A 25,210-nucleotide genomic window follows, 5' to 3' on the forward strand; every position below is an offset into this window, starting at 1 on the left:
ATCCCTTGTGCAGCCCGCTCGGCTACGTGCTTGCGATAATCTTCTAGCACGACGTTCTCCTCGCTCTCATTGTCTAATTATGCCCGGCGCTCAGTTCCAGGTTTAGGCTGATTATCAGCGTGTGGATAAGTAAGGTCAGAGTGCCCGGTCCAGCCCGTTGAGCATATCAGAGTTTGAATCGATTGTTAATTCGTTTACATAAAGGCAACATTTTATAAATACGGTGCCCTTTCAGAGGTATTACTGCGTTCAGAAGCATGAATCCGGACGTCCTGACTTCAGGCCAGCATAGCAGTTAGCGGCAAAATCAACCACCGGTTACCCCGCAGAAACGACAAGGAGAATAAAGAAAAACGCGCGTGCGTCGCTGGTGCCGGACGCGTTAGCGCACGTCCGGCGTTTGACGTCGTTACGACGGCTGGAAGTGATGGCGCAAAGCGTGCAACAGGGCGGGAAACGACGCCGACATATGGGACTGTTCGGCGTAAACATGCAGCGAAACCGTCAGCAGCGGCGTCGTCAGGCGCAGTTGCGTCGCCAGTTCCCGAATGCCATCCACCATACGCCGCTGGCCGCGGTGCTGGCGCAGCCAGCGTTGCCGCTCGTCAGGCAGCCGCTGCTCCCACGCTTCCAGCGATTGCTCGTGTTCCCCCACCGACAGCGCCAGGCTCACCGGCGTATTCAACGGCTGCGCATCTACGTGCTCGACAAACACGTGCTCGACAAACGCTTCGGCCTGCCGGGACAGATAGCCGCCGTTCCACCACACCGACGGGCTGGAGGCATAAAAATGCTGAAAACTGTCCGGCTGCTCAAGCAGCGTATCCACCGTGAATAACCCGCCGTAGGAGTGGCCGAACAGCGCCTGGCGCTGGCTGTCGATGTCGTAGCGTTGATGGATGAACGGTTTGAGTTCCTCCAGTAAAAAACGGCGAAAGCCGGCGGCATCCCCTTGCTCACCGGGGGGACGGAGCCCGCCCGCCGGGTCAGGTTCCGGAATCAGCCGTTCCACCGCCGGGCGGTAGTCCCGGTCGCGTCGGGTCGGGCCGTCGTAATCCACCGCCACAATAACGCCCGGCGTCATGCCGCAACGCGGCTCGCGCATCGCCGTCAACAGCGATACCGCCGTGGCAAAGTAGCGCTCGCCGTCCAGCAGGTACATCACCGGCCAGCCCCGTTTGGGCGCCGGGCCGTCCGGCCAGGCGATCAACAGGCGGTAGTGCCCGCACGCCGCCGACGCAAACGTCTCGACCCGGGTGTTGGACAATTGGTACATATCGACATTCTCACTGATTAGTTACGGCATCGGCCGGCGTCAACGCGCCGGCCGTGTCACCGCTTATTGTCAGAAGTGGGTGTTGATGCTCATGTAGAAAGTTCTGCCAGACTCATTGTAGGTCGCCGCCCCGGCGCCGGCGATGTTAATGACGCTGCAACTGCCGTCGGACGCCACGGTACAACCGGCAGAGGCGTTACCGCGGCGGAACTGGCGTTTGTCGAACAGGTTGCTCACCCCGCCGGTCACGCTGACGTTCTTGGTGATGGCGTAAGTCGCGCTGGTTCCCACTACCGCGTACGGACTGAGTTCGTTCAGTTCGTCACCCGAGGCGGCAAGGCCGCGATAGTTGTATTTCTTCGGTTTCTGACGGCCGAACCAGGTCAACGTCGACTGCAACGACAGATCGTCGGTCGCCTGCCAGCTCAACGAGGAGTTCAGCGTGAACTCCGGCGTCACCGACAGAATGTCGCCGGTGCTCTTGTTCTTCGAACGCAGCATCCAGGTGATGTTGTTATTCCACTTGATGTTTTCCGATACCGGCACGTTCAGGGTGCCTTCCAGTCCCTCGACCACCGCGCGGGGAATGTTCTCCCAGCGGTAAACATTGGTTTTGCCGTTAGTGGTGGTCCCCACCGGCGTCAGCCCGGATTCAATCTTATTGCGGTAATCGTTGCGGAAATACGTCACCCCGGCCTGATAGCCGTCGCGTTTGAACTCGATACCGATCTCTTTGTTGACGCTGGTTTCCGCCTTCAGTTCCTCGTTACCGATCAGATAGCAGTTATTGCTGGCGCCGTTGATCAGATAGCAGCCCTGCCCGCGGCTGTAGAGCAGATAGTTAGGGTTGACCTGATACAGGTTGGGCGCTTTGTAAGCCTGGGCGATGCCCATTTTCAGGGTGAAATCATCGCCCAACCCCTGCGACAGGTTCAGACCGGGGCTGACCTTGCTGCCCGCCAGCGAGTGGTAATCAAAACGCAGCGCCGGAGTCAGCATGGTGCTTTGGGTCAGTTCGACGTTATCTTCGGCGAACAGCGAGAAAGTATGGGCCTTGATATCGCCGCTGCGGTTACTGCTGCCATAACCCGCAATCGTGCCGGTGGACGACATGTCATACGAGGTAGAGCCGGGGTCCGTCATTCGTTGATCCGACGCTTCGATGCCCAGGGTAGCGGTCTGGCTGAAGTACGCCTCAAACGGGATATTCACCTCGCTATGGGCAGTCAGGGTGCCCAGCTTGACGGTGGTGTAGTCGTCGGGGGAAGAGAAAATCCCCTCGGTGCCGCCCGCCAGCCCTTCGCTGATGCGGGTGTTATGGGTGCGCTCGTATTGCAGATAAGACGTGGAGCTCACGCCGCTGTCCCAGAAGCCGCGATGCGTCACGGCATAGGTTTGCCGGTACATGCGGTTAGTCTCTTTGCCGTAATTGCTGGCGACATAGCTGTTGGTGTTGGTGTTTTGGGTATCGCCGGCATAGATATTGCCCTGACGGCTGGAGCCGACTTCAAACTCCAGCGACTGCTGTTTGGTGATATCCCAGCGCAATACGCCGTTGATATCTTTGTTGCGTACCCCTTCGCGACCAGAAGGCACCGAATTGGCGTAGCTGCCGGTTCGCGCCGATTTATAAGGCTCGTTGATGTCGGCGGCGTCCGCCTGCGTTTTGTTGAGGTTGCCGTACAACCGCAGGCTCAGATTGTCGCTCAACCCGCCGGACAGGCTGAAATCGGTGCGTTTGGTGGCGCCTTCCGCTTTATGCACCGGCGCATTGAAATAGGTATTCCAGCTACCGTGCCACTCCTCGCTCGGTTGTTTGGTGATGATATTGATCACCCCGCCCATCGCGCCGGAGCCGTAGCGCGCCGCCGCCGGGCCGCGCAGCACTTCAATGCGCTCCACCATGTCGGACGGCACCCAGTTGGTATCGCCGCGGCTATCGCGCTCGCCGCGCCAGCCGTAGCGCACGGCATTGCGGCTGGAAATCGGCTTGCCGTCCACCAGAATCAGGGTATTCTCCGGCCCCATGCCGCGGATATCGATCTGGCGGTTGTTGCCGCGCTGCCCGCTGGTGGAGTTGCCGGTCAGGTTAACCCCCGGTTGGGTGCGGATAATGTCGGACAGATCGTTGGCAGGAGGATGTTTGGCGATATCCTCGGCGGTAATCACCGATACCCCCGGCGCCTGACGCGTCTGCTCCGCCGCCGTCACTACCATCGTATCGCTCTGCGTCTGACCCGTATCGCCGGCCGAGGTGGTACTGGCTGATGTGGTATTAGCTGATGCCGTATTGGCCGCGGTTTTATTGGTCGCTGTTGTCGCGGTGGTTGCTGTTGTCGCGGTAGTTGCTGTTGTCGCAGAGGTTACTGTGTCTGCCGCCCAGTTCAGGCTCGGGAAAGTCGCGCAACTTAACCCGATCAGCGTCGCCAGATAATGGCGTGGTCGTAGTGTTATCATCAAAGTCGCCCTGTATAAATTAAAGTCAGCAACGAAAGGTGCTACTGAGAAGTATTTGCATTACCATTCAGGCGCGATCATTGTTACATTTGTTGTTCGGGATGGGGTTTGTATAAACCGCAAATTGCTTTGCGAAAGCGGCAAAATGGCCTGAAATAACCAGACAGAGCAAGGGGAAATCATGCGTAATCATGTTCCGTCATCAGCATCCATTTATAAGAACCAGATTATGCAGATGTCCAGCCTGGTCTCCAACCATTACCGTTTCCTCGGCCCTCAGATGATTGATGAAACGCCGCTGCTGTTCGGCCATTTCAACGTCACGCCGCTGCACCGCGATTTGATTCTGCACACCGCCGACGTGATCAACCTGCATAGCATGCAAACCCAGACCACGCTGAACGGCGCGCTGAAGCTGGCGGTTGTCGTGAACGGCAACGCGCATATCAGCTATGGCGAACGGCGGCTGCATTTGGGCGAACGCCAGCCGGCCTCGCTGGTTTCGCTGACCGAACCCACGCTATTTAGCCGCTACGGCAAACGTGACGACTATGAGCGCACCGTTTCTCTGACCTTTAGCCGGGAATGGCTGTACGGCAACCTGATGGACAGCGTCGACGATTGGCAAGCCATCTATGATTTCACGCAGACTCACCTGGCCACTCATCGCTGGATGCCGTCGCGTCAGGCGCTGGCCGCCGCCTGGCAGATCCTTAACGCCGGCGACTGTCGGACGCCGCTGCAACGCCTGTATCTGGAAACCCAGTGCATGACGCTGATTATCGAAGCGTTCAGTTCGCTCACCGAGCAGGCGTCGATGAATAAACAGATGTCGGGGCTGCCGCTGCGCCACCGCCAGCGGATGCAGCAGGTGAAGGAGATGCTGGAAAGCGGCGAGGCCGATCATCTTGCCATCGCCGATATCGCCAAAAGCGTCAATATGAGCGAAAGCTCGCTGCAGCGCTATTTCCGCCAGACCTTTGATATGACGGTGTTTGAATACCTGCGCAACTGCCGCCTGCAGCGCGCGGTGCTGGCGATGCAGCGGGAAGGCGTCGGTATCGCCCAGGCCGCCAGCCTTGCCGGTTACACCAGCCCGGCCAATTTCGCCACCGCCCTGCGGCGCGTCTACGGACTAACGCCGGGGCAGTTGAAGAATCGCGTTTAGCATCCCCGGTTGGCCGTCCGAACCGCCCGGAAATGAAAAATCACTAGGCTTCGCGCGTCATTCGCGGCATTGTCTGTCATCATGTCCACCGCTCAATAACACGTACCGATATCGCCATGTCCGCCCATTCCAGCATCACCACCCAACTGGCGCGCCTGATCGTCGCCACCCAGCCGGATACCGCCGTCATCGACCTCGCCCGCGACGGGGTGACGGATTTTATCGCCTGCGCGCTGCCGGTCTGGCATGGCGCCGTAGCGGACAGCGGGCTCGCGCCGTTGAAATCGGTCTATCCCGGCCACGACAGCCAGACCCGCAGCCTGCTGCTGGGCTACGCCGGTCACGCGCTGGATTTTGACGATTTCCATTCCGGCTTTCGCGGCCACCCCGGCACGGTTATCCTGCCGGCCCTGCTGGCGCTGGCCGGCGAGCAGCCGGCAATCACGGAAGAACGATTTCTCGTTGCCTATGTCATTGGCGTAGAAACCGCCGGTCGACTGGGGCTGGCCGCCGGCCCGCGCCATTACAGCCAGGGTTATCACAACACCGCTACGCTGGGCGCCGTCGCCGCGGCCGCGGCGATTTGTCGCCTGACAGGCGCCACGACCGACCAGACCGCCAATGCGCTGGGGCTGGCCGCTTCACAAGCCGCCGGGCTACGCGCGCAATTCGGCTCCGCCATGAAACCGCTGCACGCCGGGCTGGCGGCGCGGGCCGGGTTAAGCGCCGCTCAGCTGGCATTGGCCGGGTTCCACGGCAACCACGATACCGTGCTGGAGGCGTTTCTCGCGGCTCATGGCGACGGTCAGCATCACAGCGACGCGTTGATAACCGATTGGGGCAAACCGTGGCGCCTTGTTGCTCCCGGACTGACCTTCAAGCGTTACCCTACCTGCGGCGGCACCCACAGCGCGGCGGAAGCGGCGTTTATCCTGCGGGAACAATACCTGCAAGAACAGGGGGTGCAGGCACCAGGATTGCCAAAACAAGGACTGCAACTCCCCGGACAACCCTCAGACGACGTGTCCGCCGCCGTTGATCGCATCACGGTGACGTTTCCGCCGGGCGGTGACGCCGCGCCGTTTATCCGGCAGGCCGCTACCGGCGTCGAAGGACGATTCAGCCTCGAATACGTGATTGCCGCCGCGCTGCTGGAAGGCGAGCTGCGGTTGGATCGTTTTACCGAAGGCCCGGTCGATCCCCGCATTGCCGCACTGGCTGACAAGGTATCGCGTCAGGCAGACCCCAGCGCCCCGCCGGATGAGCAGAATCCCGACGCCCGTTTTCACGACGTCAGTCTGTGGTTGAAAGACGGCTCGCGTCTTAACGCCAGAGTCACCTGGCGGCAAACCGCGGCCGTAAAAACCGATGTCGCCGCCAAACTGCGTCAGACGCTGAGCCTGCTGCCGCAGTTACCGGCCGACAACGTGCTCCAGCATTGTCAGTTGCGTACGCCCGGCTCACTGGCGGCACTGGTTCGGCTGCTGTCATAACAGCCGCCGGTACCTCGCCGCGATGCCACCAGGCTAGCGCGCCGCATTTCCCGGCGGCGATGCCAGCCAGCGATCCAGCCACTGGAACACCGCTTCCTGCTGCTCCTGATAGAACACATGGCCCAATTCGGGCCAGATACGGGTTTCCAACCGCTCGTCGGCATGCTGCGACTGCCACACCTGATGCATACGGTCGTACGCCGCCTGCACCGCCTGCTGCGGGAACAAAGTGTCTTTGCCGCCGTTGAAGAACAGCATCGGCCGCGGCGCGGCAATACTGGCGACATCCGGGAAATCAAGACGGGCCGGCAGCCCTGGGTGCAACATGTAGAAAGAAGACTGACCGCGCAGCACGTTGTTGCCCGGCACCATCAATCCGTCATAGGTGCCGATCCAGGAAATGGCCGCCGTCGCGGCGGCCTTATCCGACAACGCCGCCAGTTGCCAGGCGCGGTAAGCGCCCATAGAGAACCCCACCACCCCGACCCGCTTCGGGTCGACCGAACGCAGCGAAGCCAGAAAATCCAGCGAACGCATGTCTTCATACGCCAGCGAGCCCGCCAGCGAGCGCCCCAGATTGAAGAAATTACTGGCCAGCGCCTGCTGCTGTTCGTACTTGAGCGGCCCGCGATCGCCCCACCCCAGCGCATCCACCGCCAGCACCACATAGCCCCGTTTTGCCAGTTCATCGCCGACAAACCGACCGGTGAAGTAACGGTCAGCCCAGGCGTTAGCGGAGGCTAAACGGGTGTCGTCGCCCCACGGCCGGATCATTTTCTCTTTGCCGATATCGAATTTCGCGCCGTGGTCATGCAGCAGCAACACCGCCGGATGCGGCCCCGGCGTTTTCGGCGTCAGCAGTAATCCGGGCACCCGGCTTTCATCGGTAAGGTTGAAGGCAACCTTCTGCGCCACATACGTGTCGCGATCCTGACTGTCGACAACCTGCGGCTCAAAAGCACGGTGGGAATCCGGCGTCAGCAGCAGCGAGCGCACCACCTGGCGGGCATGTTGCCGCCATTCGCCGAAATGCGCATAACGCCCGGACAGCCACGAGTCGGGATAGGTCAGTTGCTGTTTCAGTTGCGGGTAGAACGTGGGCAGCGCGTCATCGGTTACCGACGCCGTTGTATAGGAATGATCATTTGCCATAAGCGGGGCGCTCGCCAGACAGCACATCAGAACACAGAGGGTACGACGTAATCCGCGTCTTTTCATTATTATTCTCCAAAAATAAAACATCGTTTCTTTTCGGTGATTTGGATTGTAAATGAAGCAGATAACTCTGGCAGGAAGAGATCGGAATTCTGGGAGGCAGGTAAAAAAAAATCCGGCAACATGTGCCGGATAGACATTGAAATGGCAAGAAGCATCGCGCCCCGCCGCTATCGCGACGGGGAAACGGATTATTTCTTCTTCGCTTTCGGGTTCGGCAGGTCGGTGATGCTGCCTTCGAACACTTCAGCGGCCAGACCCACGGATTCGTGCAGGGTCGGGTGTGCATGGATCGTCAGTGCGATATCTTCCGCATCGCAACCCATCTCGATCGCCAGGCCGATTTCACCCAGCAGCTCGCCGCCGTTGGTGCCGACAATCGCGCCACCGATTACGCGGTGCGTTTCTTTGTCGAAAATCAGTTTGGTCATACCGTCGGAGCAATCAGAGGCAATCGCACGGCCGGATGCCGCCCACGGGAATACCGCGGTTTCATAGCTGATGCCTTTTTCCTTCGCTTCTTTCTCGGTCAGACCGACCCAAGCCACTTCCGGCTCGGTGTAAGCGATGGACGGGATCACCTTCGGATCGAAGTAGTGTTTCTTGCCCGCGATGACTTCAGCCGCCACGTGGCCTTCGTGCACGCCTTTGTGCGCCAGCATCGGCTGACCGACGATGTCGCCGATAGCATAGATGTGCGGCACGTTGGTGCGCATCTGCTTGTCGACACGGATGAAGCCGCGATCGTCAACTTCCACGCCAGCCTGGCCGGCATCCAGCAGTTTGCCGTTCGGTACGCGGCCGATAGCAACCAGCACCGCGTCATAACGCTGAGGTTCAGCCGGCGCTTTCTTGCCTTCCATCGACACGTAGATACCGTCTTCTTTGGCTTCTACCGCGGTCACTTTGGTTTCCAGCATCAGGTTGAATTTCTTGCTGATGCGTTTGGTGAAGACTTTAACGATGTCTTTATCGGCAGCCGGGATCACCTGGTCGAACATTTCAACCACGTCGATCTGAGAGCCCAGCGCATGATACACGGTGCCCATTTCCAGACCGATGATACCGCCGCCCATTACCAGCAGACGTCCGGGAACGCTCTTCAACTCCAGCGCATCGGTGGAATCCCATACGCGCGCGTCGTCATGCGGAATGAACGGCAACTGAATCGGACGAGAACCGGCCGCGATGATAGCGTTGTCGAAGTTCACCGTGGTGCTGCCGTTTTCGCCTTCCACCACCAGGGTGTTCGGGCCGGTGAATTTACCAAAGCCGTTGACCACTTTGACTTTACGGCCTTTGGCCATACCAGCCAGACCGCCGGTCAGCTGATTGATGACTTTTTCTTTCCAAGTACGAATCTTATCAATATCGGTCTGCGGTTCGCCGAACACGATGCCGTGCTCAGCCAGCGCTTTGGCTTCTTCGATAACTTTCGCAACGTGCAGCAGTGCTTTGGAAGGGATACAGCCTACGTTCAGACATACGCCGCCCAGCGTGGAGTAGCGCTCGACCAGCACGGTGTCCAGACCCAAGTCTGCACAACGGAACGCCGCGGAGTAACCTGCGGGGCCCGCGCCAAGTACCACCACCTGAGCTTTAATTTCAGTACTCATCATGACCTCTTAATTAATTTCCGGCGGGTCTGTGACGTCATTATTGTGAGTCTTAACGCCCTCTTCCACCGGGACGTGTCTTTGCCGCGGTAGTTTACAAAATCGTTAACAATTTTGAAACAACAAGCGACTAACGATTTGTCCTTAATCACTGATAGCTGCAACAAATAACAGCTTATCAGAAAAAAGCCGGCCGTCAGGCCGGCTTTTCGATTACATCACCAGACGGCGGATGTCAGACAACGTATTGTTGATGATGGTAATGAAGCGTGCACCATCAGCACCGTCAATGACACGGTGGTCGAAGGACAGAGATATCGGCATCATCAGACGCGGAGTGAACTCTTTACCATTCCAGACCGGTTCCATCGCGGACTTGGACACACCCAGGATAGCCACTTCCGGCGCGTTGACGATCGGCGCGAAGTGAGTGGTGCCGAGGCCGCCGATGCTGGAGATGGTGAAGCATCCGCCCTGCATTTCGCCTGCGGTCAGCTTACCGTCACGGGCTTTCTTGGAGATAACCGTCAGTTCACGAGACAGCTCGACGATGCCTTTCTTGTTCACGTCTTTGAACACCGGAACCACCAGACCATTCGGCGTATCAACCGCCACACCGATGTTGATGTATTTCTTCAGCGTCAGACGTTGAGCATCTTCAGACAGCGAACTGTTGAAACGCGGCATCTGCTCAAGCGCAGCGGCAACGGCTTTCATGATGAACACAACCGGAGTGAACTTCACGTCCAGTTTGCGCTTCTCAGCTTCTGCGTTCTGCTGTTTGCGGAACGCTTCCAGATCGGTGATGTCGGTTTTGTCGAAGTGCGTAACGTGCGGGATCATCACCCAGTTACGGCTCAGGTTCGCGCCAGAAATCTTCTGGATACGGCCCAGTTCCACTTCTTCGACTTCGCCAAACTTGCTGAAATCGACTTTCGGCCACGGCAACAGACCCGGCAGAGAACCACCGGTAGCGCCAGCCGCCGGTGCGGACTCAGCACGTTTCACCGCTTCTTTCACGTAAGCCTGAACGTCTTCGCGCAGGATACGACCTTTACGGCCGGTACCTTTGACTTTCGCCAGATTGACGCCGAACTCACGCGCCAGACGACGGATAACCGGAGTAGCGTGAATGTAAGCGTCGTTCTCGGCGAACTCGCCTTTGCTGTCGGCTTTCGCAGCAGCAGGAGCGGCGGTCGGCGCGCTGGCAGCCGGTGCCGGTGCGGCAGCGGCCGGAGCAGCGGCAGCAGGAGCGGCGCCTTCTACTTCGAACACCATGATCAGCGTACCGGTTTTCACCTTGCTGCCGGTGCTGACCTTGATTTCTTTGACGGTGCCCGCGAACGGCGCCGGCACTTCCATGGAAGCCTTGTCGCCTTCCACGGTGATCAGCGACTGCTCGGCAGCCACTTTATCGCCGACTTTCACCAGCACTTCGGTCACTTCGACTTCATCGCCGCCGATATCCGGCACGTTGACGTCTTTAGCGCCGCTGCTCACTGCCGGAGCAGCCGCTGGGGCGCTGGCAGCCGGAGCCGGGGCAGCGGCAGGCGCAGCGCCGGCCACCTCAAACACCATGATCAGCGAACCGGTTTTCACCTTGTCGCCGGTCTTGATGCGAATTTCTTTCACCGTACCGGCGAACGGCGCCGGGACTTCCATCGAGGCTTTATCGCCTTCCACGGTGATCAGCGACTGTTCTGCCGCCACGGTGTCGCCGACTTTTACCATCACGTCGGTCACTTCAACTTCGTCACCGCCGATGTCCGGCACTTCGACTTCTTTGGCAGCGCTGGCGGCGGCCGGAGCCGCGGCAGGTGCTGGCGCAGCAGCAGCCGGAGCCGGTGCGGCAGCCGCCGCACCTTCTGCTTCAAAGACCATGATCAGTTTGCCGGTTGCGACCTTGTCACCCACCGCCACTTTAATCTCTTTAACCACACCGGCTTGCGGTGAGGGCACTTCCATGGACGCTTTGTCGCCTTCAACGGTAATCAGCGACTGCTCGGCTTCCACTTTGTCACCCACTTTGACCAGCACTTCGGTGACTTCAACTTCATCTGCACCGATATCCGGTACGTTGATTTCGATAGCCATTACTCTTTCCCTCTTATGCTACGCGCGGGTTAACTTTTTCAGGGTCGATGTTGAATTTCTTGATGGCTTCAGCCACCACGGATTTTTCAACTTCACCGCGTTTAGCCAGTTCGCCCAGCGCAGCCACGACCACGTAGGACGCGTCCACTTCGAAGTGGTGACGCAGGTTCTCACGGCTGTCGGAACGACCGAAGCCATCGGTGCCCAGTACGCGATAATCGCTGGCCGGAACGTAGGTGCGAACCTGCTCGGCAAACAGTTTCATGTAGTCGGTAGATGCGACCGCCGGTGCATCGTTCATCACCTGAGCGATGTACGGTACGCGCGGAGCTTCGGTCGGGTGCAGCATGTTCCAACGTTCGCAGTCCTGACCGTCGCGGGCCAGTTCCGTGAAGGAGGTAACGCTGTACACATCGGAACCGATGCCGTAATCCTTCGCCAGAATCTGCGAGGCTTCGCGCACGTGACGCAGGATAGAACCGGAACCCAGCAACTGAACTTTGCCTTTGCTGCCCGCCACGGTTTCCAGCTTGTAGATACCTTTGCGGATGCCTTCTTCGGCGCCCTGCGGCATGGCCGGCATGTGGTAGTTTTCGTTCAGCGTCGTGATGTAGTAGTAAACGTTTTCCTGCGCTTCGCCATACATGCGGACCAGACCGTCATGCATGATTACCGCAACTTCGTAAGCGAAAGCCGGGTCGTAGGAAATACAGTTCGGGATGGTCAGCGACTGAATGTGGCTATGACCGTCTTCATGCTGCAGACCTTCGCCGTTCAGCGTGGTACGACCGGAGGTCCCGCCGATCAGGAAGCCGCGCGCCTGCTGGTCGCCCGCCGCCCAGCACAGGTCGCCGATACGCTGGAACCCGAACATGGAGTAGTAAATGTAGAACGGGATCATCGGCAGGTTGTTGGTGCTGTAAGACGTTGCCGCCGCCAGCCAGGAAGCGCCTGCGCCCAGTTCGTTGATGCCTTCCTGCAGGATCTGACCTTTCTGGTCTTCCTTGTAGTAAGCAACCAGTTCACGGTCCTGCGGGGTGTACTGCTGGCCGTTCGGGCTGTAGATACCGATCTGGCGGAACAGACCTTCCATACCGAAGGTACGCGCTTCGTCGGCGATGATCGGAACCAAACGGTCTTTGATCGACTGGTTCTTCAGCATCACGTTCAGAGCACGAACAAACGCGATGGTGGTAGAGATTTCTTTGGTCTGCTCTTCCAGCAAAGGACCGAAATCTTCCAGCGTCGGCAGATCCAGTTTTTCATCAAACTTCGGCTGACGGGACGGCAGGTAGCCTTCCAGCGCCTGACGACGTTCGTGCAGGTATTTGTACTCTTCGGAATCTTTGTTGAAGGTAATGAACGGCAGGTTTTCGATATCGGCGTCAGACACCGGCACATTGAAACGGTCGCGGAAGTAGCGCACGCCGTCCATGTTGATTTTCTTGACCTGGTGAGCAATGTTCTTGCCTTCGGCTGCGTCACCCATACCGTAACCTTTGATGGTATGAGCCAGGATAACCACCGGCTTGCCTTTGGTTTCCTGCGCTTTTTTCAGTGCAGCGAAGACTTTCTTCGGATCGTGGCCGCCACGGTTGAGCGCCCAAATCTGATCGTCGGTCCAGTCTTTGACCAGTGCGGCGGTTTCCGGGTATTTGCCGAAGAAGTGCTCACGCACGTAAGCGCCGTTTTTGGATTTGAAGGTCTGGTAGTCGCCGTCAACGGTTTCGTTCATCAGTTGAATCAGCTTACCACTGGTGTCTTTACGCAGCAGTTCGTCCCAACGACCACCCCAGATAACCTTGATTACTTCCCAGCCTGCACCACCGAAGATGCCTTCCAGCTCGTTGATGATCTTGCCGTTACCGGTGACCGGACCATCCAGACGCTGCAGGTTACAGTTGATGACGAATACCAGGTTGTCCAGTTTTTCACGGGTCGCGATGGTGATGGCGCCTTTGGATTCCGGCTCATCCATTTCACCGTCGCCCAGGAAAGCGTAAACCGTTTGTTTCGTGGTGTCTTTCAGACCACGATTATTAAGATACTTCAGGAACTTAGCCTGATAGATGGCGTTGATTGGACCCAACCCCATTGATACGGTCGGGAACTGCCAGAATTCCGGCATCAGCTTCGGATGCGGATAGGAGGACAAGCCGTTACCGTGAACTTCCTGACGGAAATTGTTCATCTGATCTTCGGTCAGACGACCTTCCAGGAACGCACGCGCGTAAACCCCTGGAGAAATATGTCCCTGGAAGAACACCAAATCACCGCCATCCTGTGCGTTACGGGCACGGAAGAAATGGTTGAAGCACACTTCATAGAAGGTGGCGGAAGACTGGAAAGACGCCATGTGACCGCCCAGCTCCAGATCCTTTTTAGATGCACGCAGAACTGTCATGATCGCGTTCCAACGGATGGTGGAACGAATACGGCTTTCCAGATCAAGGTTACCCGGATATGCGGGCTCATCTTCAACCGCGATGGTGTTAACGTAGTTGCTGCCAGCGCTGCCCGCAGCCACTTTCACACCACCTTTGCGTGCTTCGGACAGTACCTGATCAATCAGGAACTGAGCGCGCTCAACACCTTCTTCACGGATAACCGATTCGATCGCCTGCAGCCAGTCACGCGTTTCGATCGGATCCACGTCATTGTTCAAACGTTCTGACATGGTGTATTCCTTATCTGTTTCTAATCAGTGGATTTGTCTGGAGCCTGTCTTCCTGCGTTCTGTTCCTGCCGGAGAAAGCGCAGGAAGACAGGCCCTTCGTCTTGTTACCGCACACGACCGCCACCTGGCGGTCTAATCCTTGCGTTGCTGGAGCCGGCGCAACGAGCGTTCCCGCCGACTATGTTCCCGGTTAAGTTCCAGCAGTACTTCCTCAATAAATGCCAGATGGCGATGTGATGCTTCGCGCGCCTTTTCCGGCTCGCGGGCGACAATCGCCTCAAAAATCCTGGCACGATGGCTACTCACCTGCGTCAGGACTTCACGACTCAGATAAAGCAACTCAAAATTCTGTCTGACGTTCTGTTCGAGCATCGGTCCCATACAGCGTAACAGGTGCAACAGCACGACGTTATGCGTGGCCTCGGTCACCGCCACCTGATAGTGCATGACAGCCTCGGACTCCCCTTCCAGGTCACTGGATTCGCGCGCGGTTTCAATCTGGGCATGGCAATCGCGGATGCGCTGCAGATCTTCTTCAGTGCCGCGTAACGCCGCGTAGTAAGCAGCTATCCCTTCAAGGGCATGACGGGTTTCGAGGAGGTCGAACTGAGATTCGGGGTGATTACTCAACAGTTCCGCCAGCGGATCGCTAACGCTCTGCCAGAGGTTGTTCTGCACAAAGGTGCCACCGCCCTGACGGCGCAACAGCAAACCTTTAGCTTCCAACCGTTGAATCGCCTCGCGCAGCGAGGGACGGGAAACATCAAACTGTTTTGCCAGTTCGCGTTCCGGCGGCAGTTTCTCACCGGGGCGCAAGGTTCCCTCAAGGATCAGAAACTCCAGTTGCTGTTCAATCACATCTGACAGTTTGGGCTGACGGATCTTGCTGTAGGCCATGTAGATTCTTCCCGGCGAAAAAGCGCGGAGTCAATTGGTAATACCAATTTTAAAAACGTGACGCACAAAGTAACAAAGTATTCACCTTCTGTCCATACGGACGTTGTGCGAAATCACCAATCACCTCACTTTTTAACAAATGCCCATAATCTTGCGGCAAAAGCACGAATCGGTCAGTGGTATGACCATTCTTGAAGCCCGGACGTTTTAACTTTTTTGAAACCCTAATCAGGCAAAGCTGAACCGTTCAACCCGCAACATTTTGCATTTTTATACGAAATAAAAGAATAAAAAATCAAAATGATGATGGCCTGCCATCGTCTTATTCAGCAATATCCCTAACATATCGCAACTGTATGACATGGATAAGGCAACCTCGCCGGTTCCTGTCCTCGCCACGATAAAATAGCAACCTCATACCGTACAGATGACGGTGATCATGACATCACACTTTTATGTCGTATCTCGCAAGAAATCAGTGCAATTCTCTGCGCGTATCACTATTCTCTGACGCGCGATAGCGTTGGCGGCGATTTAGGTTTGTCAGCGTCGTAAATATAAAATTACACATACGTAAAAAGACAAACACCAGCCCGCGCCACACCGTCGGTGAACGGTTTGTCTTTTCATCGGCAGAGGGTAAAAGTATGCAAGATCAACAAGACGGTACGCTGCAACGCGGCCTCAAAAACCGTCACATACAGTTGATTGCTCTGGGGGGTGCGGTCGGTACCGGGCTGTTTCTTGGTATCGCGCAAACGATCAAGATGGCCGGGCCGTCCGTCCTGCTGGGGTATGCAATCGGCGGTCTGATCGCGTTTTTCATCATGCGCCAGTTGGGCGAAATGGTGGTGGAAGAGCCGGTTGCCGGTTCGTTCAGCCACTTTGCCTATAAATACTGGGGTAACTTCGCGGGTTTCGCTTCTGGCTGGAACTACTGGGTGCTCTATGTGCTGGTGGCGATGGCGGAACTGAGCGCCGTCGGCATCTACGTTCAATACTGGTGGCCGGACATTCCCACCTGGGTTTCCGCCGCGGTGTTCTTTGTGCTGATTAACGCCATTAACCTCGCCAATGTGAAAATGTACGGCGAACTGGAGTTCTGGTTTGCGATTATCAAGGTAGTGGCGATTGTCGGCATGATCGCGTTCGGCGGTTGGCTGCTGATGAGTGGTCATGGCGGACCGGAAGCCACCATCACCAATCTCTGGGCGCAAGGCGGTTTCTTCCCCAACGGCGTCGTCGGTCTGGTTATGGCGATGGCGGTGATTATGTTCTCTTTCGGCGGGCTGGAGCTGGTGGGTATTACCGCCGCAGAAGCGGACAAACCGGAAGAAAGCATTCCCCGTGCCACCAACCAGGTTATTTATCGCATCCTGATTTTCTATATCGGTTCACTGACCGTTCTGCTGTCGCTCTATCCGTGGGGTAAAGTGGTGGAAGGCGGTAGTCCGTTCGTGATGATTTTCCATGCGCTGAATAGTGAGCTGGTCGCCAATATCCTGAATATCGTGGTGCTGACGGCGGCGCTGTCGGTTTACAACAGCTGCGTCTACTGCAACAGCCGCATGCTGTACGGTTTGGCTAAACAGGGGAACGGCCCGCAATCGCTGCTGAAAGTCGACCGTCGCGGCGTGCCGGTGGTGGCGATTGGTATTTCTGCGCTGGCAACCGCGCTGTGTGTGCTGATCAACTATGTGTTGCCCGGCAAAGCGTTTGAACTGCTGATGGCGTTGGTGGTGTCCGCGCTGGTCATCAACTGGGCGATGATCAGTCTGGCGCACCTGAAATTCCGCGCCAGTAAAGAGCGCGAAGGGGTACAGACCCGCTTCAAAGCGCTGTGGTTCCCGTTCGGCAACTACCTGTGCCTGGCTTTTATGGCCGGCATCCTGGTGATCATGTATCTGACGCCGGGAATCCAGATCTCCGTCTTGCTGATCCCGGTCTGGCTGGCAGTGCTGGGCATCGGTTATCGTTTCAAAAAGCGTCGCTAATCCGCGACGCAACTATCATGGCCGCGTCGGCGGCCATGATGTTTTCACCTCGCCTCGCGTTATACCAACGTACCGTAAATAGTCAGCAACGCTACGACGACAACCAGCACCAGCGTTACCTTCTTCGCCAGCGACACCGCCGCCCTCGGGGTGGAAATCGGATCGCTATGCGTCTCCCGCTCCAGTGAAAATTGCGCCAGTTGCGTCAGTACCCAGTATTGGGAAGAACGCACGTCCGTCATGGCGGCAAACCAGGCCGGCAGCGCCTTCTCGCCATGCCCCAACAGCGCATAAGCCGCGCCGGCCAACCGCACCGGGATCCAGTCCAGCCAATGCAATAAAGTATCGACGCCGGAATTTGCCCGCTCCAGCGGCGTGTGATGCCGGGCCAGGCAGCACTGACGTGCGCGCAACACCGCGTAACCGACCAACGCCACCGGGCCATAAGGGCCGGCAGCCACAAACCAGAACAACGGCGCCAGATAAAAGCGGAAATTCAGCCACAGCAACGCGTTCTGCAATTCCCTTAGCCGTTCACGTTCACTGGCATCCAGCGGCAGGCCGTGAATCAGCGCCAGTTCCTCAGCCATTTCCCGGCAGGCATTCGCTTCGCCACGCTGGGCGGCCTGAATATAGCGATGATAGTGCTGCCGCGTTTCCCCGGCGCCGATGCACAGCAACCCAACCGCAATCCATAAGAGCAACAGCGGCAAGCCAAACAGCAATCCGCTAAGCAACCACTGCGCCGCCAGCACTATCGCCATTCCAGCGATAGTCAGCAGCAAGGTCTGTACCAGCGATGGCGCGGAAAGATGACGGAACACCCGTTCCAGATGGTGATCCAGTTGCCAATGGTCGCCACGTTTAAACAATCGCTCCCACCCCAGAACCAGCAATAGGCTAAACAACGTCATCAGTGGTTACTCCCCTTGTTCCGGCTGTGTCTGCCATAACCGTTGATACCGCGCCCAGTCGAACATGGGACCGGGGTCGGTCTTGCGTCCCGGCGCGATATCGCTATGTCCGGTAATGCGTGCTGGCGTAATACCATAGGTTGCGCTCAACAGACGGGTCACTTCCGCCAGCCGGGCATACTGTTCCGTGGTAAACGGCAGCGTATCGGTGCCTTCCAGTTCAATGCCGATGGCGAAATCGTTACAACGCTCCCGCCCTTCAAACTGCGACACCCCTGCATGCCAGGCTCGCTGACCGAACGCCACGTACTGTACGATTTCGCCGTCGCGGCGGATCAGGCAGTGCGCCGACACTCGCAGATGGCATATCGAGGCAAAATAGGGATGCTCTCCCCCATCCAGCGTACCGGTAAATAGTTGATCGATATAAGGCCCGCCGAATTCACCCGGAGGCAGGCTGATGTTGTGAATCACCAGCAGAGAAGGCGACTCTCCTTCCGGACGGTCGTCCTGATGCGGCGACAGAACGCGCCTGACGTCTGTTAGCCAGCCATGTTCCACTTTCATCAACGCTCCTTTAATCTGACCTGCCATTCAGCAAACTCTCGTCGCCCATCCAGCCTGTTTATATCCGGTCCAATCCGGACAAGGCGTTACGTAATCTAACCGACTGATCGCGCTCATCATGCGACCATCTTACCGCATCCATCATGTTCCTGACGTGTTAAAAAAACCATTCCGGCTCATCCGCCGACACCATGTCAGGATACGCACACAAATCATGATGTTCTTCTCTTCTTCTGGTATGCTGCGACCCTTCTTTCCGACAGGCACCCGACGTGCGCGCCATAACAGGCAAACGTTTTCGTCACTGCGCATCGCCGGAAAGTTTTTCAGCACTTATGTTTCACAGTTTTGTTATCACGGTCCGAATCGCTATCCGCTGACCCGGCATGTGCATGCCAGGCGGCCGACAACGGTTCAGGCAATACAGAGAATCGCCATGAAAAAAATCCTTGCCGCCTGTGCAATCAGCACACTGTCATACAGTTTACCCACCCTTGCCGAGGGGAATTCCCCGCAATATCTCTCCGACTGGTGGCACCAGAGCGTCAATGTGGTGGGCAGCTATCACACCCGTTTCGGACCTCAGTTAAACAATGATTTGTATCTGGAATATGAAGCTTTCGCCCATAAGGACTGGTTTGATTTCTATGGCTATGTCGACGTGCCGAAAGTTTTTGGCGCCGGCAACACGCCAGATCGCGGCATCTGGGATAAAGGCTCCCCGCTGTTCATGGAGATCGAGCCACGCTTTTCCATTGATAAGCTGACCAACACCCAACTGGGCTTCAGGCCGTTCAAAGAGTGGTACGTCGCCAACAACATCATTTACGATCAAGGGCAAAATAACGACTCACGCCAGAGCACCTGGTACGTAGGTCTGGGAACCGATATCAATACCGGAACAGACCTGTCGCTGTCCGCCAATATCTATGCCAAGTACCAGTGGCAGAACTACGGCGCGCCGAATGAAGATCGCTGGGATGGCTACCGCTTCAAAATCAAATACTTCTACCCGATTACCTCATTGTGGGGCGGCAAGCTGACTTATATCGGCTTCACCAACTTCGACTTCGGTTCCGATCTGGCTAATAACGCCGGCCCGTCCCGCACCAGCAATGCGATTGCCTCCAGCCATATTCTGGCGCTGAATTATGATCACTGGCACTACTCGGTAGTCGCCCGTTACTTCCATAATGGCGGCCAGTGGGCCGATGGCACCGAGCTGGATTTCGGCCGTGGTCCGTTTAATGTCCGCTCCACTGGATGGGGCTATTATCTGGTGGCCGGTTACAACTTCTGATCCTCCACCATTGCGTATCCCGGTCACGGCCGGGATACCAAAAAGATAAAAGCAATACACTGAATTATATATACATTTAATGTAAACACCGCCTACTAACCAGCGGGTGGCACGAATTCCGGATTTCCGTCGGAGTAAAATGATGACAACACGTCGTTATAGTCAGGAACAGCGTCAGGCTGAACTGTTCAGCCGCATCGAGCAGGATATTCCCGTCAGCGTAAGTCTGGCATTGCGTGAAGACCTGGGTGGCGAAGTCAACCCGGAGCACGATATCACCGCACAGCTGTTGCCAGCGGAAACGCAGGCCAACGCGGTGATCATTACCCGCGAAGCCGGCGTTTTCTGCGGGCAGCGCTGGCTGGACGAGGTGTTTCGTCAGTTGGGCGGCCACATTGCCATTAACTGGCTGGTCCGCGACGGCGATGTCCTGACGGAAAACCAGCCGCTGTGCCGTCTGCACGGACCATCCCGCATACTGCTGACCGGTGAACGTACCGCCCTGAATTTCCTGCAAACACTGTCCGGAGTGGCAACCGAAGTCAGCCGCTATGTAGCGCAGTTGGCAGATACCCCTACCCGATTGCTGGACACTCGCAAAACGTTGCCCGGCCTGCGCACAGCGCTCAAATACGCGGTACTGTGCGGCGGCGGTAGCAACCACCGCCTCGGCCTGTCGGATGCGTTTCTGATCAAGGAAAACCACATTATCGCCGCCGGCTCCATCAAACAGGCCATCGAGCAAGCCTTCCTGTTGCGTAGCGATGTGCCGGTAGAAGTCGAAGTGGAAACGCTGGATGAACTGCAGCAAGCGCTGAGCGCCGGCGCGGATATCATCATGCTGGACAACTTCACGCTGGAAGGCATCCGCGAAGCGGTAACGTTGACGCATGGCCGTGCGCTGCTGGAAGTGTCCGGCAACGTGACGCTGCAAACGCTGCCGGATTACGCCGCCACCGGCGTTGACTATATCTCGGTAGGCGCGCTGACCAAGCATGTGCAGGCACTCGATCTGTCGATGCGTTTCAGTTAGTTCTTCTCGCTCCATCATGGCTCAACTCCATCAGCCCGGCATCTCCGGGTTGGTGGCTATCCTGCTTCCTCTCTGGCTTTTTCGCTAATACATCTTTCGCTTTACCCCATCATTTTGCGAGCGAGCACGTCTGTTTTCTGCAATTACCAATCGTTGCACTCCCGGTTTTCGTAGCGGATTCCTGATTGAAAACATGGCCGTCGCCAGCCATGCCCCTTGCCGTTATCCTGCCGCCACCAGCCACACCAGGGAACCAATAACATGACACAACAAGGATTTTCACTGATTGAACTGATGGTGGTCATTGTCATCATCGCCATCCTGAGCGCGCTGGGGATCCCGGCGTATCAGGGCTATCTGCAAAAAGCCGCCATGACCGACATGCTGCAAACCATGAGCGCTTATAAAACCGCCGTAGATCTCTGCGGCCTCAGTAACGCGGGACTGGATGGGTGCAGCGCGGGCAGCCAGGGAATTCCAACGCCAACCACATCGCGTTATGTCAGCGCGGTCACGGTCAATCAGGGCATCATTACCCTGACCGGCCAGTCGACCCTGCAGGGGCTGAGCATCGTCATGACGCCGACGTTGGATGCGCAGAACGGCGCCTCCCGTTGGACGAGAGCCTGCCAGACCGGCGCCAACGCAGATAGCCTGCGTCAGGCATGTGAAGACGTCTTTCGTTTTGACGCTACAGGCGGATGATCATCATGACTCACAACGCATTACAGCATGAACTGCAATTACTTTGTCGGCGCTACCACGCCCTGCTGCTGGATATGGATGAGCAGGTGGTTTCTATCGCCGTTTCAGGTCTGGTGGCGGAGGAACTGGTCGCCGCGCTACGTTTCGCCAGTCACCGGCGAGTTCTGGTCGAACAATGGCCTGCCGCACGACTGGAACAACAGCTCACGTCGCCACAGGCCGAAGAAACCATCGCGCCTTATCAGGCCGATGCAACAACGCTCGACGAACCCGATGATGCACCGGTGGTCCAGTTCATCAATCAGACGCTGAAACTGGCGATCCAGCGGCGTGCCTCTGATATCCATTTCGAACCGTTGCCTGCCGGTTATCGCGTCAGATTACGTATTGACGGGGTCTTGCATGAAATCCCGCCGGCACCGGATTCTTTGGCCGGACGGCTGATCGCCCGGCTCAAAATCATGGGAAAACTCAATATCGCCGAGCGGCGTTTGCCGCAGGACGGCCAGTTCAGCCTGCGGCTGGATCAGTACGCCTACTCGCTGCGCATCGCCACGTTGCCGGTTCAGGGCGGTGAGAAAGTGGTGCTGAGAGTACTGCAGACACAACAGCAAGCTCTGGAACTGGATGCGCTGGGTCTGCCTGCCCGCGCGTTGCAGCAATTCAAACGGACGCTGAGTTTGCCGCAAGGGCTGATTCTGGTTACCGGCCCTACCGGCAGCGGCAAGACGTTCACACTGTACAGCGCCATTCGCTGGCTGAATGATGTCAGCCGCAATATTTGCAGCGTAGAGGATCCCGTTGAAATTCCGCTGGCCGGCATCAATCAAACCGCTATTCATGCCCAAAGCCAGCTGGATTTCGCCCGGGTACTGCGCGCCCTGCTGCGTCAGGATCCGGACGTGATCATGATTGGCGAAATCCGCGATGCCGAAACCGCAGAAATTGCCGTCAAAGCGGCGCAAACCGGCCATCTGGTACTGTCGACCCTGCATACCAATTCCGCCGCCGACACGCTGGTCCGCCTGGGGCACCTGGGAATTCCCGGTTATCTGCTGGCTGCCGCGCTCAAGCTGGTGATAGCCCAGCGGCTGGTCAGGCGACTGTGCCCGCATTGCCGTCAGTTAGCCGGGGATGCCGCAACCTTGCCCGATAATCTGTGGCAAGGCCCGTTACGGCAATGGCGAGCGACAGGGTGCGAACACTGTTTCTCCGGTTACTACGGCCGGGCGGCGCTTTATGAACTGCTGCCAGTCACGCCAGCGCTTCAGCAGGCATTGGCTGGTTCAGCATCATGGTCCGATAGCGGTCAGGCACAGCCTCTGCAACAGGAAACCGGGCTGCTATCCGCCGGGCTGTCGCTGGTCCACGAAGGCATTACCTCGCTGGAGGAAGTCTATCGGGTAGTGGGCGATCGTATTGAATAAGGGCGAATGATGGCGGTACAAAAACTCTATTACTGGCAAGCGCTTCGCAGCAATGGCGAATTCTGCGCCGGTGAACGCATCGGCACTAATCGGGATGAGATTTACCAGTATCTGCTGGAGCTTGGCTACCAGCCGTTGCGCCTCAAAACCGGGCAATACCTAACGCCGCGTTACTGGCGCGGCCCTCAGCTATCAGTCATCATCCGGCAACTGGCGACATTGCTGCAGGCCGGGCTGCCATTGCTGGAGGCATTGGACCTGCTGGGCCGCCAGCACGAAAAAGCAGGCTGGCGCTGCCTGTTGCAGGAAATTCGCCTGCAGGTGTCTCAGGGGCGAGCGTTATCAGAAGTATTAGCCGACTATCCCGCCGTTTTTCCGGTGATGTGCAGCTCGCTGGTGGCTGTCGGCGAACTGACCGGTAAACTGGATGACTGTTGCGACCGGCTGGCAAACTATCAGGAAAACCAGCGCCAACTAACCGGAAAAGTGGTCAAAGCCCTGCGCTATCCGGCCTTTGTGATAACAGTAGGGCTGCTCGTTGCGCTGCTGATGTTAACGCTGGTATTACCGGAATTCGCCGGATTGTACGCCTCCTTTAATGCGCCGCTCCCCTGGCTGACCCGCATGATGCTGGGATTATCGGATACGCTGAGTCGTCACGGTACGCTGCTCGTCACTCTTCCCGTGGCGATATTGCTGAGCTACCGGCAGATACGCCGACAAAAAGCAGAATGGCAAAAACGGGAGCAGCGGTTATTGTTGAGGCTACCGCTGCTATCCACACTGGTACGAGGCCATTGCCTGAGCCAAATCTTTCATACTCTGGCGATGACGCAGCAGGCGGGATTAACGCTGCCTTCCGGCCTGAGCGCCGCCGCGACGCTGAATAACCCGGTTTATCGGCAATCGCTCGCTGAGATCAAAAGCCAGCTTGAGCAGGGCATTCCGCTCGGACAAGCTATCCATGATGAGCCCTGGCTCTATCCGGCTCCTTGCCATCAACTCATCAGCGTCGGGGAGGAAACCGGCGCGCTGGATCAGCTGTTCGCCCGACTGGCAGGCTGGTATGAGAATCATACCCGGCAATTTGCGGATACACTGACGCAAACGCTGGAACCGCTGTTGCTGGTCATCGTCGGCGGGCTGGTGGGAACACTGGTTATCGCCATGTATCTGCCGATTTTCCAGTTAGGGAATGTACTGGCGGGCGCCTGAGCTCGCCAGTACATATACTCACCATGCTTTACTCGTCATACTTCAGGTCGCCGGTGCGCTGGCTTTCCTGCAACTCGAATATTTGGGGTATATCAGCAGGGGATCAGCCGTTAAACACCCGATTTTCCTGCTCGGCAACCCGAATGAAAGTAGTTCGTTTGGTCAGTTCTTTCAGCCGCGCTGCGCCCACGTAAGTGCAGGCGGAGCGAAGTCCGCCGAGAATATCGCGCACGGTATGTTCTACCGGACCGCGCAACGGCAAACGCACCGTCTTGCCTTCCGCGGCACGATAATCGGCAACGCCGCCGACATGTCGCTCCATCGCCGAAGCGGAACTCATGCCGTAAAACAGCATCATTTTGCGGCCATCCTCCTCAATGATATCGCCGCCGCTCTCTTCATGGGCCGCCAGTAACCCACCCAGCATCACGAAGTCTGCACCGCCGCCAAAGGCTTTGGCGACATCGCCCGGCACGCTACAGCCACCATCGCTGACAATCTGCCCGCCCAGACCATGCGCGGCATCAGCGCACTCGATAACCGCCGATAACTGCGGATAACCCACGCCGGTTTTCACCCGCGTAGTACAGACAGAACCGGGACCAATACCTACTTTGACAATGTCCGCCCCTGACAATAACAGCTCTTCCACCATCTCCCCGGTTACCACGTTACCGGCACAAATCACTTTGTCCGGAAAGACTTCGCGTGCCCTCTGCACAAAATTGACGAAATGCTCCGAATACCCGTTAGCCACATCAATGCAGATAAATTTCAGAGCCGGCGATAACGCCAGAATCTGCGTCATTTTCTCGAAATCACCGTCAGACGTGCCGCTCGATACCATCACATGACGTAATACAGCAACGGGCGTACTCTCGATAAACTGCCGCCACTCGGCTACCGAATAGTGCTTGTGTACGGCGGTCAGCAGCTCAAATGACGCCAGTACCCGCGCCATCTGGAACGTACCCACCGTATCCATGTTGGCTGCAATAATCGGGACGCCGGACCAGTCGCCGCCGGCATGCAGAAAGGTAAACTCACGCGTCAGCTCCACGTCTGCTCGGCTTTTCAACGTAGAGCGTTTGGGGCGGATAAGCACATCTTTAAAACCCAACTTGATATCTTCTTCAATACGCATGGTAAACGACCTGATGAA

18 protein-coding genes are annotated in these 25,210 nt (G+C 57.2%); 8 read left to right on the forward strand and 10 right to left on the reverse strand.

The features are described from left to right. Positions 1-409: 409 nt before the first annotated feature. Together DXXMK7_RS17635 and DXXMK7_RS17640 are read right to left on the reverse strand one after the other, a co-directional pair. Complete coding sequence (locus DXXMK7_RS17635; RefSeq protein WP_038920205.1) at positions 410-1,276, reverse strand: alpha/beta hydrolase; 867 nt, start codon at positions 1,274-1,276, stop codon at positions 410-412. Positions 1,277-1,345: 69 nt separating this feature from the next. Continuing rightward, on the reverse strand, positions 1,346-3,733 hold the full coding sequence (locus DXXMK7_RS17640) for a TonB-dependent siderophore receptor (RefSeq protein WP_038920206.1): 2,388 nt from the start codon (positions 3,731-3,733) through the stop codon (positions 1,346-1,348). Between the two features lie 181 nt (positions 3,734-3,914). On the opposite strand from DXXMK7_RS17640, the gene DXXMK7_RS17645 reads away from it, so the two are divergent. Together DXXMK7_RS17645 and DXXMK7_RS17650 are read left to right on the forward strand one after the other, a co-directional pair. Further along, positions 3,915-4,901: an AraC family transcriptional regulator gene (locus tag DXXMK7_RS17645; protein ID WP_038920207.1), complete on the forward strand. Its 987-nt coding sequence runs from the start codon at positions 3,915-3,917 to the stop codon at positions 4,899-4,901. A 116-nt stretch (positions 4,902-5,017) separates the two neighbouring features. Next, positions 5,018-6,394: an MmgE/PrpD family protein gene (locus DXXMK7_RS17650; RefSeq protein ID WP_038920209.1), complete on the forward strand. Its 1,377-nt coding sequence runs from the start codon at positions 5,018-5,020 to the stop codon at positions 6,392-6,394. 33 nt (positions 6,395-6,427) lie between these two features. Here DXXMK7_RS17650 and DXXMK7_RS17655 read toward each other — a convergent pair whose 3' ends face one another. The 5 genes from DXXMK7_RS17655 to pdhR form a co-directional block, all read right to left on the reverse strand. Next, a complete protein-coding gene (locus tag DXXMK7_RS17655; RefSeq protein WP_038920210.1) occupies positions 6,428-7,612 on the reverse strand; it encodes a dienelactone hydrolase family protein in 1,185 nt (394 codons plus the stop codon). Positions 7,613-7,800: 188 nt separating this feature from the next. Continuing rightward, positions 7,801-9,225, reverse strand: a complete 1,425-nt coding sequence (lpdA, locus tag DXXMK7_RS17660) for a dihydrolipoyl dehydrogenase (protein ID WP_038669278.1) — start codon at positions 9,223-9,225, stop codon at positions 7,801-7,803. Positions 9,226-9,438: 213 nt separating this feature from the next. After that, positions 9,439-11,319, reverse strand: coding sequence for a pyruvate dehydrogenase complex dihydrolipoyllysine-residue acetyltransferase (aceF, locus tag DXXMK7_RS17665; protein ID WP_038920211.1), 1,881 nt, complete (start codon positions 11,317-11,319; stop codon positions 9,439-9,441). A gap of 13 nt (positions 11,320-11,332) precedes the next feature. Beyond that, the gene (gene aceE / locus DXXMK7_RS17670; protein ID WP_038665768.1) at positions 11,333-13,996 is read right to left on the reverse strand and encodes a pyruvate dehydrogenase (acetyl-transferring), homodimeric type; all 2,664 of its coding nucleotides are present in this window, start codon (positions 13,994-13,996) and stop codon (positions 11,333-11,335) included. Positions 13,997-14,128: 132 nt separating this feature from the next. After that, positions 14,129-14,893 carry a pyruvate dehydrogenase complex transcriptional repressor PdhR gene (gene pdhR, locus DXXMK7_RS17675; protein ID WP_038920212.1) on the reverse strand — a complete coding sequence of 255 codons (765 nt, stop codon included), beginning with the start codon at positions 14,891-14,893 and terminating at the stop codon, positions 14,129-14,131. A gap of 647 nt (positions 14,894-15,540) precedes the next feature. Here pdhR and DXXMK7_RS17680 point away from each other — a divergent pair. Then, positions 15,541-16,887: an amino acid permease gene (locus DXXMK7_RS17680; protein ID WP_038920213.1), complete on the forward strand. Its 1,347-nt coding sequence runs from the start codon at positions 15,541-15,543 to the stop codon at positions 16,885-16,887. 59 nt (positions 16,888-16,946) lie between these two features. Here the strand turns inward: DXXMK7_RS17680 and ampE are convergent, their stop codons facing one another. Together ampE and ampD are read right to left on the reverse strand one after the other, a co-directional pair. Beyond that, positions 16,947-17,801: a beta-lactamase regulator AmpE gene (ampE, locus tag DXXMK7_RS17685; protein ID WP_038920214.1), complete on the reverse strand. Its 855-nt coding sequence runs from the start codon at positions 17,799-17,801 to the stop codon at positions 16,947-16,949. Positions 17,802-17,807: 6 nt separating this feature from the next. Next, positions 17,808-18,368, reverse strand: a complete 561-nt coding sequence (ampD, locus tag DXXMK7_RS17690) for a 1,6-anhydro-N-acetylmuramyl-L-alanine amidase AmpD (protein ID WP_038665757.1) — start codon at positions 18,366-18,368, stop codon at positions 17,808-17,810. Positions 18,369-18,804: 436 nt separating this feature from the next. Here ampD and DXXMK7_RS17695 point away from each other — a divergent pair, with 436 nt between their 5' ends. The 5 genes from DXXMK7_RS17695 to hofC all read left to right on the forward strand — a co-directional run bounded on the left by DXXMK7_RS17695 (position 18,805) and on the right by hofC (position 24,048). Further along, entirely contained in the window at positions 18,805-19,668 is an 864-nt protein-coding gene (locus DXXMK7_RS17695) for a nucleoside-specific channel-forming protein Tsx (protein WP_038920215.1), read from the forward strand. Positions 19,669-19,810: 142 nt separating this feature from the next. Continuing rightward, entirely contained in the window at positions 19,811-20,701 is an 891-nt protein-coding gene (gene nadC / locus DXXMK7_RS17700) for a carboxylating nicotinate-nucleotide diphosphorylase (RefSeq protein ID WP_038921118.1), read from the forward strand. A 261-nt stretch (positions 20,702-20,962) separates the two neighbouring features. After that, on the forward strand, positions 20,963-21,406 hold the full coding sequence (ppdD, locus tag DXXMK7_RS17705; RefSeq protein WP_038665751.1) for a prepilin peptidase-dependent pilin: 444 nt from the start codon (positions 20,963-20,965) through the stop codon (positions 21,404-21,406). Between the two features lie 5 nt (positions 21,407-21,411). Continuing rightward, entirely contained in the window at positions 21,412-22,833 is a 1,422-nt protein-coding gene (gspE, locus tag DXXMK7_RS17710; protein WP_038921119.1) for a type II secretion system protein GspE, read from the forward strand. 9 nt (positions 22,834-22,842) lie between these two features. Next, entirely contained in the window at positions 22,843-24,048 is a 1,206-nt protein-coding gene (gene hofC, locus DXXMK7_RS17715; protein ID WP_038921120.1) for a protein transport protein HofC, read from the forward strand. A 103-nt stretch (positions 24,049-24,151) separates the two neighbouring features. On the opposite strand, the gene DXXMK7_RS17720 is transcribed toward hofC, so the two are convergent. Beyond that, positions 24,152-25,192: a GMP reductase gene (locus tag DXXMK7_RS17720; protein ID WP_038920216.1), complete on the reverse strand. Its 1,041-nt coding sequence runs from the start codon at positions 25,190-25,192 to the stop codon at positions 24,152-24,154. Positions 25,193-25,210: the final 18 nt, after the last annotated feature.

It is taken from the genome of Dickeya sp. MK7 (assembly GCF_000406305.1).
In the GTDB taxonomy this organism is placed as follows: Bacteria; Pseudomonadota; Gammaproteobacteria; order Enterobacterales; family Enterobacteriaceae; genus Dickeya; species Dickeya fangzhongdai.